Source organism: Spiroplasma apis B31 (assembly GCF_000500935.1).
GTDB lineage: Bacteria > Bacillota_I > Bacilli_A > Mycoplasmatales > Mycoplasmataceae > Spiroplasma_A > Spiroplasma_A apis.
In genome coordinates, this window is record NC_022998.1 from 682,005 (window position 1) to 697,424 (window position 15,420).

Here is a 15,420-nt window from a genome sequence, read left to right on the forward strand (position 1 = left end):
TATATATATAATAGTAATAGATATTTTTTATGAATATGAAGAAATTCTTTTTTGGGGGTAAATAATATGAAATTAATTTTATCCATTGAACTAGGCGTGAATGCATCAAAAGTTGGTTTGGTCAATCAATACGGTGATATACAAGCTAAATTTTATGTTGAACATGATAATTCAAGACTATTAGAAAACTTATATGAAAAAATAGTACAAGGCATCGAAACAGTAGGTATTAATTACCAAGATGATATTGATAAAGTTGGCATAGCAGCAATTGGTTTTGTTGATCACATGTTAGGAATTGTAAGATATTCTGCAAACCTAGAATGAAGTAACTTTTATTTAAAAGACAAAGCTGAGGAACTTTTCAAAAAACCCATATTTGTTTTAAATGACGCTAATGCAGCTGCATTAGGAGAATTTTGAACTGGGGCTGCAAAACAACATGATTCAATTATTTTTTATACAATTGGTAGTGGTATCGGTGGTGCTGTTGTTTTAGATGGAAAATTAATTTCTGGAGCAAGAGGTTTTGCAGGAGAATTTGGTCACGGTGGTGGTGTATACCAAGATAAATACATTTGTAAATGTGGATTAACCGGATGTATTGAACCAGTTTCTTCAGGACCAGGTATTGCTAAGTTTTTTGAAGATACCTTTAGAGAAGAACCAAATCACCCTGCTGCAATTTATTTTAAAGAAATAGAATCTTTTCAAACAAAAGATATCGTATCAACTTATGAAGAAAACAATGAGCCGGTCGCTATTTTAGAGTTACTAGAAAGAGCATTGAACCCATTAATAATGCATATGGCAACGATGGTAAATGCATTAGATCCAGAAGCAATAATAATATCTGGTGGACTTGGTAATATGGGTGATTTATTAGTAAATATTATCTATAAAAATATAAAAAAATATATTATAAAAAACTTCGCCGATGAAATCATTGTCGAAATTGGTCAATTAGGAAATGATGCAGCAGTTATTGGAACAGCTTATTATGCCTTAAATGACTGAAAAATATTTTAAGAGGAAAATTTTGTGGAAAAATTATTAGATAGAATTAACGAATTAGCAAGATTAAAAAAAGAAAGAGAATTAACTAATGAAGAATTAGAAGAAAGAGATTTCTTAAGAGAAAAGTATATTAGTTTGTTCAGAGAGGGATTATTAGAGCAATTAAAAAGTATAAAAGTTGTAAATGAAAGTGGTGAAGATATAACGCCACAAAAAATCAAGGATTTAAAGCAACAAGTTTAATAGATTGCAACACTTTATTTTTTATCATACGTTTTTAAGACGTAAATAAAAAATAAAGTTTTTTTCATTATGAATAATGAAAAAAACTTAAGTAAAATGAAACGAATTTGCATCAACACTAAATAATTTGAATCTAAAATTAATTAGAAGTTTTTTTATTTCTTAATCTATATTCTATGTATCTAAATATATAATTATCTTAGAAGGTAAGGTATTCGAATAATGAACAAAAACAATAAGAATTTAAATGCAATGAGAATTCTAGGTATTGAATCAATTAATAAGGCAAACTCAGGACATCCAGGTATAGTATTGGGTGCAGCTCCTATAATTTACACACTTTTCACTAAAGTGATGAATATTAATCCCTCTAATCCAACTTGGATTAATAGAGATAGATTTGTATTAAGTGCTGGTCATGGTAGCGCATTATTATACTCTGCATTACATTTATCAGGTTTTAATTTATCAATAGACGATTTAAAAAATTTTAGACAGTTAAATTCTTTAACCCCAGGACATCCAGAATACGGACACACAGAGGGTGTAGACGCTACGACAGGTCCATTGGGGCAAGGTATGGCTATGGGTGTCGGATTGGCTCTTGCAGAGAGCCATTTATCAGCTAAATATAACACAGAAAAACATAAGATAGTTGATCACTATACTTACATTTTATGTGGTGATGGAGATTTACAAGAAGGGGTTACAAATGAAGCTATTTCTTTTGCTGGAAGATATAAATTAAATAAACTAATTGTTTTACACGATTCTAATGATATTCAATTAGATGCAAGAGTGGAAGTTGCCCAATCAGAAAACATAGCTGATCGTTTTAAAGCAGCGGGATGAAATACTTTGAAAATTGAAGATGGTGAAAATTTAGATGACATTTTGAAGGCTATCGAAATTGCAAAAAATTCTGATAAGCCAACATATATTGAAGTTAAAACAATTATTGGGATTGGTTCAACAAACAAAGGAACAACTAAGGTTCATGGTTCTCCTTTAGGACTAGATATCGTAAATGTAAAGAAATATTTTAACTGAGAAAATGATGATTTTAATGTTGATCAAGATGTCTACAACTACTATAAAACACAAGTTTACGATAGGGGAGTTGTAGCGAATGAAGAGTGGGTTAAAACTTTTGCGGAGTTCAAAAAAGAAAACCCAAAACTATCCAGTGAATTTGAAGTTTCATTAAACAAGGATTACAAAATAGAAATAGGGGAGTTAAAATCTTTAAATAAAAAAGTTGAGCAAGCAACAAGAGTATCATCTGGGGAAGTTTTAAATCTACTAAGTTCTAATATAACTTCTTTAATTGGTGGAAGTGCTGATTTAGCAGAGTCAACTAAGGCCAAGGGAGCCGATGGTAACTACGATTACAATAATAAACTAGGTAGAAACGTTATGTACGGTGTAAGAGAGTTTGCTATGGCTGCTATCAATAACGGAATAGCATTGCATGGTGGACTTCTTCCGTTCTCTTCAGGGTTTTTTGTATTTGCTGATTATTTAAAACCAGCAATAAGACTTGCATCATTGATGAAACTACAAACTTTATTTATATTCACACACGATTCAATTGCAGTAGGAGAGGATGGACCGACCCATCAACCAATTGAACAACTAGCAATGTTACGAAGTATACCAAACATAAACGTTTTTAGACCTTGTGATATGGCTGAAGTTCAAGCAAGTTATCTGCATGCGTTGGAAGATAAAACAAAACCAAGTGTAATTCTAGCAACTAGACAAAACTTGAAAGAACTTGATCATAAAAATGTTTTTAATGATGTAAAAAAAGGTGCCTACTTAATTAGTGAAGCTGATAATCCTTCTATAACACTTATTGCTTCAGGAAGTGAAGTATCAATCGCTTTAGAAGTAAAAGAAATTCTTAAAAATAAAGGATTTGAAGTAAATGTAGTATCTATGGTTAATATGAATGCATTTTTAAAAGAAGATGTAAGTTATCAAAATAAAATCATTAATAAGCAAACCAAACGTTTCTCCATTGAATTAGGAACAACTTATGGCTGACATAGATTTTTAGGTGATGATGGAGTTGCCTTTGGTATCGATAATTTCGGATATTCTGCACCTTATGATGCAATTATGAATCACTTAGATTTTAACGCTAAATCAATAGCAGAAAAAATCGTCAAGTTTATAAATCAATAAACTTATGTTATATTAATATTAAAGTAAAATTTACATAGGAAGGAATTTAAATTATGGTATGATGAGGAGTCCTTATAATAGCTATCGTTGCCGCTCTTGTTGGTGGAATTTTAGGTTTTATAATAACAAGAAAAATAATTCAAAAACAATTAAAAGATAATCCCCCAATTAATGAAAATCAAATCAGAGCAATGTATAGAAGCATGGGTCGTAAACCAACTGAAGCAGATATCAAAAAAACAATGAATGCCGTTAAAAGAGGTAAATAATTATAAGCACCAGTGTGCTTTTTTTTAAACTTTTTATGGCTGAGTGTTGTTTGTTAATTCGATACAATCATTTGAAGGGTAACAAAAAAAATACTTCGCGATGATTGATACGAATTACTAAAGAATAAAACACTTAAGAAAATTAATGTATATTTAAAAAAAAATAAATTAAAATAAAAGACTTTTTAGATTAATAATATGTATAAACATAAAGGTCTTATAAAAGTTAAGTAGAAGGTGAATGTTGTGATACAAGTTTTTAGTGATATAGATTTTAAAAGAACAAATGCGTATCTTATTTATAATGAGGACAAAAAAGGAATTTTAATTGATACAGCTTTTCGAAAATATCGTGAAGTAATCGATTTTGCTATCAACAACAATATTGAAATTACAGATATTTTCATAACACATGGACACTTTGGACATTTTTATGGAATAAATGAAATAACAGAAATATTGAATTATCCTAATGTATATATTGGTAAGGATGATTTAATGGCATTATTTGATCCAAGTAAAAACACTAGTGGTCTTTATGATGTTCTTGAAAAACCTTGAGCAGCAAAACCAATAAAAAACTTAAGAGTTATTACAGAACAATGTTCAATGATGGTAAATGGTTATAATTTACAAATTTATACTAAACCAGGACACACAATTGGTTCTATAATGTTAGATTTTGTTGATCTTAAGAGTTTATTTAATGGGGACTCATTGTTTTTAAAGTTTGATGTTTTAAATTCAAAACCTTCTGAGAAAAGTAATCAAAGTATCTTAGAAAATATTAAATGAATCTTAGAAACTTATTCTCGAGAATACTCAATATATCCAGGTCATTTTGATTGTGGTTTCACGATTCGTGATGTATATGAAAAAAGTAATATAATAAAAAAAAGATATTTTAAATATATTTTTCCCAAAAAAAACAAAGAGAAATAATAGCATTGAAACAGATACTTTAAAGTATCTGTTTTTTTACTTTAAGCGAGAATTATTTTTAATGACTATTATAGTACCGAAATATCTACGATACTTTATAAACAAGATTTGAAAACTAATTATCAAGTGAACTTAAATCTTAAAATGTATTTTATGATATTTAATAATAAAAAAATCCTCAATGAGCATAGTTGACGAATCACTATATTTATTTACTCAAAGAGGATTATGTAAATTTTTATTTCTTTTCATTCGAAAGTGTTTGTTCTTTTTTATCTTTTTTAGATTTTAAATAAGCTGGCTCAACACCTTTGATTAAACGTTTTATATTAGGTACATGTCTTAAAATTAAAACTATAGTTGACATTGTCACAACAATGTTCATTGTTAAGAAACTTTCAAAATAGCTATGTTTATTTCAAACATATAAGTAATTGAATCAACACAAATGATTACCATTATCATAAATAGGGGTGAAAAATTCTATTCCATTTATTATGAATGAACTTCCACCAGTTATTTGTGGGACCCAAAGTAAAATCATAGAAATAATTGATGAAAATATTGATGCAATACTTACTTTTTTGGTTGTTAGTAATATTAATCATCAAAGACCAAAAAACACTAATAAGATAGCTCAATTTGTAACCATCATTAAACCAAAAAAACAACTAACCGCTTTACCACCTTTGAATTTATAATAAATTGGAAAACAGTGACCTAAAACCGCAAAAAAAGATGCTACAAAGAAACTAGTCTCATTGAATGCTGGAGACGGTATGTAAGAAAATAGCATTGCAATAATTGCTGTGAATAGTATTTTAAAAGCATCTAAAAAAACAATTACAACCCCTCATGCTTTACCCAAGATCCTACTAGCGTTAGTGGCACCAGCATTTTTACTTCCTTCTTGCCTTATGTCTTTTTTGGTTTTAATTTTAACAACAGTAATTGAAAATGAGAAACTACCAACAAAATAACCAATTATTGATGCTAAAATCGTACCTATCACAAACATAAATTAACACTCCCATACTTTTATTTTGAACTATTAATTATGATACTACAAAAGGGTGGTTATGTATATTAAAATAAGATAAAATAAATGTGATTTACCAAAAAAATCATAAGAAGGAATGAAAAATGAATTTATACGACAAAATAGATTTAAAAAAAATAGTTTTTAATTTATACAAAAAAGATGTTCATTCATTAATAGAATCTAAAGATTACAAACTTAGTGAGAAAGACGTATCTGAAATAATTGTTTTAGCTAAAACCGATAACTTGAAAACTCTTTACGAGGGATTAAATAATGTTTTCGAAAAAAACTTGACCGATGATAAGTTTGAGTTGAGCTTGATGTTGACTTTATTTTTACAAAGGTATCATTATTTCTTTGTTACAGAAAATGAGTGAAAAAAATATTCTATTGGGATAGAAATACCAATGGAAATAAATCCTGGTACATTTTTCTTGGAATACGTTGCTCCTTTCTTTGAAACTCAAATCAAAAATTATACATATAATTATTTAAACTTAATTGAATCTTTTAATATATTGAAATGAAATAAAAAATTTGGACAAGATTTAATAAATATAATCAATGATATTAATAATAAGGATGACTTCGTTGAAAGATTGGCAAGTTCAGAAAACTTAGTAAAATTCTTGCAAGATACAAAGAATATTTACGCATCACTTGAAGCTGTTGGTATTGAAAGTGAAAAAAAGGAATTTTTAGCTCACACAAACGAAATCAAAATAGTATTTCAATCAATGAATCATATTATAAACGAAATATTGCTAAGCATTGTTAAAGCAGAATAGGGGAATTATATGTTTGAAAAATATAATGATATGTCATTAGAAGATCTTAATAACTCGTTGGAAAAACAAAAACAAAAGCAAGAAGTTTTAACTAAAGAAGAAAATTTTTACGAAAAAAAAGCAAGAAAGAATTTATACTTTTGGTTTATTTTACCAGTCTTTGGTTTATTTGCTTATTATTTTCATCTAACAAGAAGAAAATCTAAACCAGAAATATTCGAAAAGCTACACGAAATAAAAAATAATTTAGGATTTGTTGAGTTAGAAATGATGATAATAAAAACAAAAATAGAAAATTATAAAGAAAAATAATAATCAGGAGGTTTCAATGGTTAATTCATTTTTTTACAATAACTTATCTAGAATAATGATCAATTTACAAGAAAGTATGGCATTAGTTTGTGACTTTGAAAATTGATCTAATTACGAAGAGGAACTAGTATCAAACCTTAAAAAGTTGGCAAAAAAATATGAATTAAACACAACCTTATTGGTACCAGTAACCAGCGAAATCAATACTGGACTATGAAACTACGAAAATATTAAAGAACTAGCAGATAAAAAGAATATCACTAACGTTATATTTTATGTTCTTAATGATTTTACAACCGATGATAATCAAGAGTATCTGCATTCAAATCTTTATGAATTTCTAAATATAAAAAAAATAATTGTTGTTGATAATTTTAAAATAAAAAATAAGATAGTTTTTTCAAGTGAGTTCTTTAAAAAATTCTGGAAGAATAATTGTTTTCTTATCGAAGAAACTATTGATGAGCAAAAAAACTCCTTAAGAAAAATCCTATTAGAAGCCGATTTCAAAAAATTTAAAGAAAAAACGGGTCTTTATTACAAAATATCTGGGAGAGTCTCTGAGGGTAAAAAAATGGGTAGAAACCTTGGGTTTCCAACAATAAATTTATTAACCCCTGAGCCAATCTTATTATCAGAAGGAGTTTACGCTTGTGATGTGCATATAAAACATCTTGCAAAAAGCTATAAAGGTGCTGGTTGTTACTGAATAAATGAGTTAAATCAAAAAGTATTAGAAATAAACATTTTAGATTTTGATAAGGATATCTATGGCTGAGAAGTTGAAATAACACCAATTTGCAAACTTCGTAATAATAAAAAGGTTAATACAATAGAAGAATTAAAGGAACTTTTGAAACAAGATGTTGAAAAAGTTAGACAAACAGAAATAAACATTTCTTAAGGAGATAAAAATGGAAAAACAAAAATTTTATTTAGGTAGTCATGTAGGTATGAATTCAAAGAATAAATATCTTATTGGAAGTGTTTTAGAAGCGTTGAGTAACAACGCTAATACACTAATGTTTTTTACTGGTGCACCGCAAAATACCATTAGAACAGCAGTAGAAAAATTAAATATAAGCGATTTTAAAAGGCTTTTGGAAGAAAATAACATAGATATTGAAAAAGTAGTATGTCATGGACCTTATACCATCAATCTTGCTAATTCCGTTAAACAAGAGACATTTGATTTAGGAGTTAGATTATTAAAAGAGGAATTGATTAGATTAGAACAAATAGGAGTTAAACTTTTAGTGTTACATCCAGGGGCAGCAGTTGGTGCCCCTAAAAACAAGGCTCTTGATAGCTTAATTTTAGGTTTAGATAAAGTTTATGATGAGTTACCAAATATAGAAGTAAAGGTGGCTCTAGAGACAATGAGTGGCAAAGGTACAGAAATATGTACTAACTTTGAAGATTTGAAGTATGTATTAGATAATGTGAAACATAAAGAAAAAATAGGGGTCTGTTTTGATACTTGCCATATGCATGATTCTGGTTATGATATTAAAAATAACTTTGATCAAGTTGTTAAAAAATTTGACCAAATGATTGGTTTAAACAAACTATTGGTAATACACTTAAACGATTCAAAAAATCCAATTGGAGCACACAAAGACCGTCATCAAAACATTGGCTATGGACATATAGGTTTTGAAGCATTAGCAAGTATTGTGCATAATCCACTTTTTAAAGATACTCCAATAATTTTAGAAACACCTTGAATTGATGGTAAGTATAGTCCATACAAAGATGAAATAGAACTATTGAAACAAAATACATTTGAGAAAAGATTTGACATTGAGATTTAGCAAATCTTTTTTTTATTTATTTAAAAAAAGCAAAATATTATACAACTGTAATAACGAAAAAAAATACTATTTTAGAAAAAAACTCAAAAAAATGTTATTATTATCTTGGTCAAAATTTGTAAAATTAAACGGTATTTAGTTTTATTTTTTTTGTCTCTTTTATAGAAAGGTAACATTTATGGATTATCATTATGCATTAAAATTCTTTTTTAGTGAATTTCTAGGAACATTTGTTCTTATATTCTTAGGAAATGGTGCAGTAGCTTGCTACGACCTAAAAGCTACAAAAGGTACTCAAAGACCAGTAGGTGGACTAAGTTGACTTGGTGTTGGTATTGGTTATGGACTTGCTGTATTCATAGGGGTAATTGGTTCAGGTTTTTCAAACCATCAATTAAACCCAGCAGCAACACTTTTAGATATAATATTGCAAATTGGAGGTAAAGGAAATACATTTGAACATGGTTATTGACTAGTACCAGTTGCATTGCTTGCGCAATTTGTTGGAGCAATGGCATCACAATTAGTATTAGATGGTTTATTTTATATTAGTTTTAAAGAAACTGATGACTCAAGCAAAATTTTTGCAATGCACGCAACAACAAGAATCAAAAGCGATAAAGTTTCAGTAAAAGGACAATTTTTAATAGCTTTTTGTGTAGAAACAGTATGTACTTTTATTCTATTGATAGGATTAAAGGGTGCAGATTTATATTTCGCAGCCGGAAAAGGGACATTCGATTTAACTGGAAGTTCTAAAAACTTCATTTTTGGAATCACAGCAGGACTTTTAGTTATGACTTTAGTTATTGGAGCTGGTGGAATTACTGGTCCAGCTTTAAATCCTACTCGTGATCTAGCCCCTAGAATTATTTACACAATTCTACCTCTACCAAATAAATCAATGAAATCTGCAGAATGAAACTATGCATGAGTTCTAATCGTAGGACCTTTACTAGGTGCTACATTGGCAGCAGGTGTATTCTTAGGATTACAATCAATATAAAAAATTATTGAGACACTTTATATAAAAAATTACGACTGTTGTCATAATATTTATATAAAGTGTTTTTTTGTTGCACATTTTTTTATAAGTGTGTAATTTTATAAGTTAAGTTTATAGGTCATAAAATGAAAAGAACATCAAATAAAGAGGAAGATAGTTTGTTTGAAATAGAAACTTTTATAATCGATGGAAATAACGAAAAAAATACTATGTACTCTAACTCACAAACACAATTTATTCCTAATGAATAAGGCGAAAAAACATCTATTGTAAAATTTATTAAAAACAAATAGGGAACCCAAAAAATATTCTTATAAGTTCATCGAAAACTAAAAAAATAAATTTAAAATACATTTTGCATCAAAAGTACAAACAATGTTTGAAAGTACTTTATTTATTTACGTAACTAATGATAAAAATACTTAAAATAATTTACTTATTTAAAAATTATTTATAAAATATATTTTTTATATACTATTCTTATGAATCATTTTATTATTAATATAGAAATGAGTGATCTTATTGTTTTTTAATGTATATTTAATAAAAATCCTAACTTTTGGATCGATATTAGTGTTAGAAATTTTGCAAGCAGCTACAACTATGATGGAATTACCTGATTATCTAATACCTTTATTACTAGTAATTATTTTATTTAAAAATAATAAAATAAGACAATTTGAAATATTTAATAATATATTTGAAAAATGAGTTATTTCTGACTTTAGGTCGGTATTAGGACTAATAACCAAATATCACAAATATTAACATATGAAAATTTTTTTTACTTTTTTAAAAGTAAACTTATAGTATTCAAGGAGGCCGTTATGGTTATATTTTCATGATTATTAGCAATATTTCTCTCTTTATTTTTATGAACTTCACTATCATTATTTCCGAAATTTTATAAAAATAAAAAAACTTACACATCAATAAGAGTTATATTAATAGTATTTTTACTATTTGTTCAACTCCAAAGAACATGATATTTACATTTAAGAGTTAATGGTTGAGGTAACCCTGCAGACTACTTCTTATTGTATTTCTGTTCATTATCAGCATGAGCTGCAATTGTGATTTTGATCTATCCAAATAAAAGAACTCTAAATTGCTTTTTCCCATATATGATAATGGGTCCTGTTGTGACATTTATTTTTCCAACAGAAAAACCAGTTTTGTGAGATATAAACTTTTTCACTTTCTACTTATCTCATGCTTGCACTCTATTTACTGCAATGTATATTTATTTATATGGTTATACAGACTATAAACTTTCAAAAGATTCAATAGTTTGAAGCGCAGTTACAGGTTTTATAGTGGTATTTGGTGTTGAAGTATATAATCTTTACTTTGATCAAAATTTCATAATTGGTGATGTTGCTGGTGCATTTAATATCACTCATCTAAAAAGACCTTTACAATTATTGATAACATTTGTTGGGGGTGTCCCATTTGTCTTAATTGGATTGAGCTTTACCTACTTTTTCAAACCAATTTATATAAAAGAAGGTACCAAAGCTCATAATACTTGGTGAGAAAATTTTTTAATCAAAGTAAAAGAAAAAAGAGAGTTAAAATTGTCTAAAAAGTAATTTATATTACTTTTTTTTATTATGATTAAGTTATGCGAGTAAAATAATATTTGAGAAAATAAAGGAGATTTATAATGCAAACAGCTTCATTATCGTTATTGATAGTACTAATAGTATTGGTTTTAGTTCTGATTTTCATATTTGTTTTTAAAAAATCAGTTAAAAGCACTGATGGTGTTAGAAAAACTGATTTAGAAAATTTAAAACTAGAGTTTGACAAAACTAACTCTGAGAGTTCTAGTGAACTGAAAGTAATGTTATTAGAAAATATGAATAAACAACAAGAAAGTTTATACAGTGTTCAAAATAATTTTAGAGAAATCATTGCAGAAAAAACCAGAGAAACACAAGATAAACTAGTAAACGCAAACGAAATTGTTAGGTCAATGATATCTAAGGTGGCAGAACAATCACTACCAATAGCAGAAGTAAAAGAAAAAGTTAATAAATTAGACAATCTATTAAGTCAAAATAATAAGGCGGGTAGTTCAGGGGAGTATTTACTAGAAAGAATATTTTCTAACTTAACTGGTTTTATCAAAAATCACAATTTGATCTATGAAAGACAATATACAATGAAAAAACTTAATGAAGGTAAAAAACTGATAGTCGATCTTTTCATTAAAGGTGATGACTCAAAATTTGTTAATATACCGATTGATTCTAAGTTTCCTTTCAATGCATATACAGCGCTTCTAAATGCAGAAGTCGATTCAAATAACTATAAAGACTTAGTTAAACAGTTTGAAAAAGATGTTAATGCAAGAGTCAAAGAAACATCAAAATATGTTAGTAGCGAAGATAACACTGTATATGCCATAATGTTTGTGCCAAGTGAGGGAATATTCTCTTATATAAATGCTAATACAGATATAATAGACAGTGCATACAAGAAAAAAGTAATAATAGCAGGTCCAAGTACATTGATGGCGATTCTTCAGTCGGTTGACAAGTATATGTCATTATTCGATGATATTAGTAAATTCGATAAAAAGGTGGAAGTTCTTATTAAAACAATGAAATATATAGAAAATTATGACGCCAAAATGGAAGAGTTATTCTCAAATATTGTTAAACTTTCGAAAAGCTATGAAGAAGTAAAAGTAAAGGAAACATCTTTGAAAAATATATATAAAAAATTATTAAATGAAAGCAACATTGAAGAAATTAGTGAAATTAAATTATAAGATTACTAAATTACTTTTATGATAAAATCATTCTAAATAAGAATAGGTGAAAAAATGAAAAAAATTCTATCTCTAATTGCATCAGTTGGTCTTGTTACAACTCCAATCACTTCTATGGTAATCTCATGCAACACATCTACATCAAATAAAAAATTTAACAGCATCTCGGATATTGGAAAGCTTTGAAATACAAATAATTTTAAAACTATATCTTTATCAGAATTTTATGTAAAATCAAAAGTTGAGGAAAATTCTCAAAATGAAGATAGTTGAAAAGCTAAATTAAAATTATCTTTATCTAAACTAGTTGCATATCGATTTAGTGCAACAGATGGTGATGAAAGTAGTCAAGAAAAGGCATATACCGAGTTCAATAAAGAAGATGTTAAAGTCTACTTTGATAATCCACAAAAAAATAAAGAAGCTGAAGAAATCAATGATACTAATTTAGAAGACTATTTAGAATATACTGGTTTATCAAGTAATGAACCAGTAATGGCTACATTCTATTTAAAAAGTGACAACTTGGGAACTATTGATTTCAATGTTACAAATAAACATACAATTTATTTAAATTCAGAGTCAATCGCTGGTGGTGATTACACATATGTACTCGGTTGAAATGAAAAAATGAAAATATTAAAAAATTGAAAGAACAATATGAAAGCATCAACAGATCAAGAAACTACTGGTAATAATCCAACATTTTATTTAGACGAAAATGTCAAGGGTGAACTAACAGAGTTAGATTTGAAAGTAGAAATTTTAAAAGCTTTAAACAAGAATCTAAATCACGCCTTATTCATAAATAGTTTAATAAAAAAAGACACAAGAAAATCCCCAACAGATGAATCTAAAACAGAAGAGTATAAAAACTTTAGCTCTGAAATGTTAATAAACTATTTAATTGGATACAAGGAAAAAATCGGGGGTAATATTCAAACAAACTCAGTTTCACAATTAGATGCTAAAAAAAGTTTTGATGCAACCATCTTTGGTCAAGAATTTACTATAAAATGTATCAAAGGTATAACAATAGTAAAATAAAACAACTTCATAAACAAAATGGACTTTTTCAGGGTCTTTTTTTTGTTATAATATAAACAATTATTGAGTGAGGTAAATATAATGACTCTTAGTGTTAGTTTTTTGAAAAAAAGAAGAAGAATGTCTATTCAAATGATTTATAGAGCGCTTATTCTCGATGAAAATATTGATAGAGTAAAGCAAGACGTTCTTGATGGATTTCAATTACAAAATATTGATGATAAAACTAGTGAGTATTTGTTAAATAACCTAGATTATTGTGAGAAAGCTTATTTCATCATCAAACCTTTCATTGGTAAAACATGAAGTTGAGATAGATTACCTAAAATGATTCAGGCTATATTATTAAATGGTGTCTACGAAATAAGCGAAACAGATATTCCTAAACCTGTTATTATCAACGAATCAATTGAGTTAGTAAGAGAATTTTTACCGAACTGAAACCCAACATTCATCAATGCAGTTTTAGATCAAATAAATCCTATTAAGGAAGGTTAATATTGTGGAATTAAAAAACTATGATACTTTAATCTCAGAAGCACAAAAACTTTTTCTTAAAGTCAAAGAAAAAATACGGGTTTTTTTTATGATTGATTTCAAGAACTATATCTATAAAACAAAATTAGAAAAGTTTGATAATGTAGAAAAAAGTTTCTTGAATAAAGGCTTTTCTGAGTTTGTAGCTGTTCATTATTTAAAGAAAATAATTGAAAAAAACTTTACAGAAAATAATTACAAATATTTAACTAATTATAATTCTCAAGCAACAAAAAAAATTGAGAATAAAGAGTATGATAATATTCTTATAATTGGAGCCAATAATGTAACAAAAGAAAATAAAAAAATGGTTGACCTCGTAAATAAAATAGCAAAACACACAAACAAAAATATAAGTATAAAAAATATGAATTGATACAATAAGGTTTACTTTCATAAATTCATATTTCATCACTCGATGTTGAATTACTTGCAAACAGACTTATTAAATGATTTTTCAAATTACGATGTTTCATTATTTAACAACATTACAAATTACAAATTTAAAAATACAAGTTTAAACTTTGAAAACGATTGAAAAAACTACTTAAATTTTCATATAATACCCGAATTCAAAATTTTTATGAATACATACATAGAAGTCGATAGTGATTCTTTAGAGAAAAAAATAAAAATGAGTGAGGATGCAATTACTGAAAACACACTAGTTATTTTTTACAATAATGTTAAAATGAACTCACTTTATAAATCTTTGTATTTGAATAATATAAGTACGTTTTTAAAATTGTTAAAAAATAATACACCCGTAATCTCAATAAGAAATACTAGTTTATTCAACTTAATTAAAACTTTAGAAATATATAACTTTGAAAATCTAGAAGATTTGCAAAAGTTGTTATGTCAAGATAACGTTTCAGAGCCAATAAAGCCAACTGATATCTTAAATAATTATTGAGAAGAAATTTTAAAAGATCAAACACTATTAGAAGAAACTTTAAAAGATGATGATAATTTTTCTGCAAAAGAAAAAAATATGTGAGAAGATAGTGATCTTTTGAAAACTGTTGACATCAATGAACCTCACGAATTTAATATTTTTAAAAACAAAAACACCTTACTAATTGATAAATTATTAAGCGATAATAATTATAGTGATATAGATTCATTCAAGTTTGACTCCAACAAATTGAAGGAAAGTTTGAATCGATATATTGATCTATTTAAGGAATTATGAAAAAGTAATACTAATGTGAGTTTGAATAACACAGAAAATAAATGAAACCATTCATCATTAGATGGTATCACATTGAAAGAATTGCATGTCTTAGTCAACAATTCTTGCGAACGCATTTTAGAAATAATTAAGACAAATAACTTAGACCTTAATTCCTATCACTATTATTATCAGTTATACATGAAAGTCATAACGACAACGAAGGAAATTAAATTAATTTTAGAAAACTATAATTAGAG

At 27.2% G+C, this 15,420-nt stretch carries 18 protein-coding genes; 17 read left to right on the forward strand and 1 reads right to left on the reverse strand.

Features of this window, described 5'->3' with window-relative positions:
- Positions 1-66 precede the first annotated feature (66 nt).
- From SAPIS_RS02920 to SAPIS_RS02940, 5 genes are all read left to right on the forward strand, one after another.
- Positions 67-1,029 (forward strand): ROK family protein, encoded by a 963-nt coding sequence (locus SAPIS_RS02920; protein WP_023789473.1) that lies wholly within the window; start codon positions 67-69, stop codon positions 1,027-1,029.
- A gap of 12 nt (positions 1,030-1,041) precedes the next feature.
- Entirely contained in the window at positions 1,042-1,260 is a 219-nt protein-coding gene (locus tag SAPIS_RS02925; RefSeq protein ID WP_023789475.1) for a DUF896 domain-containing protein, read from the forward strand.
- Positions 1,261-1,479: 219 nt separating this feature from the next.
- Complete coding sequence (gene tkt, locus SAPIS_RS02930) at positions 1,480-3,450, forward strand: transketolase (RefSeq protein WP_041612595.1); 1,971 nt, start codon at positions 1,480-1,482, stop codon at positions 3,448-3,450.
- 53 nt (positions 3,451-3,503) lie between these two features.
- Complete coding sequence (locus SAPIS_RS02935; protein WP_023789479.1) at positions 3,504-3,719, forward strand: YneF family protein; 216 nt, start codon at positions 3,504-3,506, stop codon at positions 3,717-3,719.
- Positions 3,720-3,965: 246 nt separating this feature from the next.
- Entirely contained in the window at positions 3,966-4,661 is a 696-nt protein-coding gene (locus SAPIS_RS02940; protein ID WP_023789481.1) for an MBL fold metallo-hydrolase, read from the forward strand.
- Positions 4,662-4,899: 238 nt separating this feature from the next.
- On the opposite strand, the gene plsY is transcribed toward SAPIS_RS02940, so the two are convergent.
- On the reverse strand, positions 4,900-5,679 hold the full coding sequence (plsY, locus tag SAPIS_RS02945; RefSeq protein WP_023789483.1) for a glycerol-3-phosphate 1-O-acyltransferase PlsY: 780 nt from the start codon (positions 5,677-5,679) through the stop codon (positions 4,900-4,902).
- Between the two features lie 125 nt (positions 5,680-5,804).
- On the opposite strand from plsY, the gene SAPIS_RS02950 reads away from it, so the two are divergent.
- From SAPIS_RS02950 to SAPIS_RS03000, 12 genes are all read left to right on the forward strand, one after another.
- Positions 5,805-6,491, forward strand: a complete 687-nt coding sequence (locus SAPIS_RS02950) for a hypothetical protein (protein ID WP_023789485.1) — start codon at positions 5,805-5,807, stop codon at positions 6,489-6,491.
- A 9-nt stretch (positions 6,492-6,500) separates the two neighbouring features.
- Positions 6,501-6,803 carry a hypothetical protein gene (locus SAPIS_RS02955; protein WP_023789487.1) on the forward strand — a complete coding sequence of 101 codons (303 nt, stop codon included), beginning with the start codon at positions 6,501-6,503 and terminating at the stop codon, positions 6,801-6,803.
- A gap of 16 nt (positions 6,804-6,819) precedes the next feature.
- A complete protein-coding gene (locus tag SAPIS_RS05205; RefSeq protein WP_023789489.1) occupies positions 6,820-7,707 on the forward strand; it encodes a riboflavin kinase in 888 nt (295 codons plus the stop codon).
- 10 nt (positions 7,708-7,717) lie between these two features.
- The gene (locus SAPIS_RS02965; RefSeq protein ID WP_023789491.1) at positions 7,718-8,617 is read left to right on the forward strand and encodes a deoxyribonuclease IV; all 900 of its coding nucleotides are present in this window, start codon (positions 7,718-7,720) and stop codon (positions 8,615-8,617) included.
- 178 nt (positions 8,618-8,795) lie between these two features.
- Positions 8,796-9,623, forward strand: a complete 828-nt coding sequence (locus SAPIS_RS02970; RefSeq protein WP_023789493.1) for an MIP/aquaporin family protein — start codon at positions 8,796-8,798, stop codon at positions 9,621-9,623.
- 125 nt (positions 9,624-9,748) lie between these two features.
- Positions 9,749-9,874, forward strand: a complete 126-nt coding sequence (locus SAPIS_RS05565) for a hypothetical protein (RefSeq protein ID WP_023789495.1) — start codon at positions 9,749-9,751, stop codon at positions 9,872-9,874.
- Positions 9,875-10,145: 271 nt separating this feature from the next.
- Complete coding sequence (locus SAPIS_RS02975) at positions 10,146-10,391, forward strand: hypothetical protein (protein WP_023789497.1); 246 nt, start codon at positions 10,146-10,148, stop codon at positions 10,389-10,391.
- Between the two features lie 59 nt (positions 10,392-10,450).
- Positions 10,451-11,215 carry a TMEM164 family acyltransferase gene (locus SAPIS_RS02980; protein ID WP_023789499.1) on the forward strand — a complete coding sequence of 255 codons (765 nt, stop codon included), beginning with the start codon at positions 10,451-10,453 and terminating at the stop codon, positions 11,213-11,215.
- Between the two features lie 74 nt (positions 11,216-11,289).
- Positions 11,290-12,402 carry a DNA recombination protein RmuC gene (gene rmuC, locus SAPIS_RS02985; protein ID WP_023789501.1) on the forward strand — a complete coding sequence of 371 codons (1,113 nt, stop codon included), beginning with the start codon at positions 11,290-11,292 and terminating at the stop codon, positions 12,400-12,402.
- Positions 12,403-12,456: 54 nt separating this feature from the next.
- Positions 12,457-13,449, forward strand: a complete 993-nt coding sequence (locus tag SAPIS_RS02990) for a lipoprotein (RefSeq protein ID WP_023789503.1) — start codon at positions 12,457-12,459, stop codon at positions 13,447-13,449.
- Between the two features lie 81 nt (positions 13,450-13,530).
- Positions 13,531-13,947, forward strand: coding sequence for a transcription antitermination protein NusB (locus SAPIS_RS02995; RefSeq protein ID WP_023789505.1), 417 nt, complete (start codon positions 13,531-13,533; stop codon positions 13,945-13,947).
- A 4-nt stretch (positions 13,948-13,951) separates the two neighbouring features.
- Positions 13,952-15,418, forward strand: a complete 1,467-nt coding sequence (locus tag SAPIS_RS03000; protein WP_023789507.1) for a hypothetical protein — start codon at positions 13,952-13,954, stop codon at positions 15,416-15,418.
- Positions 15,419-15,420 lie beyond the last annotated feature (2 nt).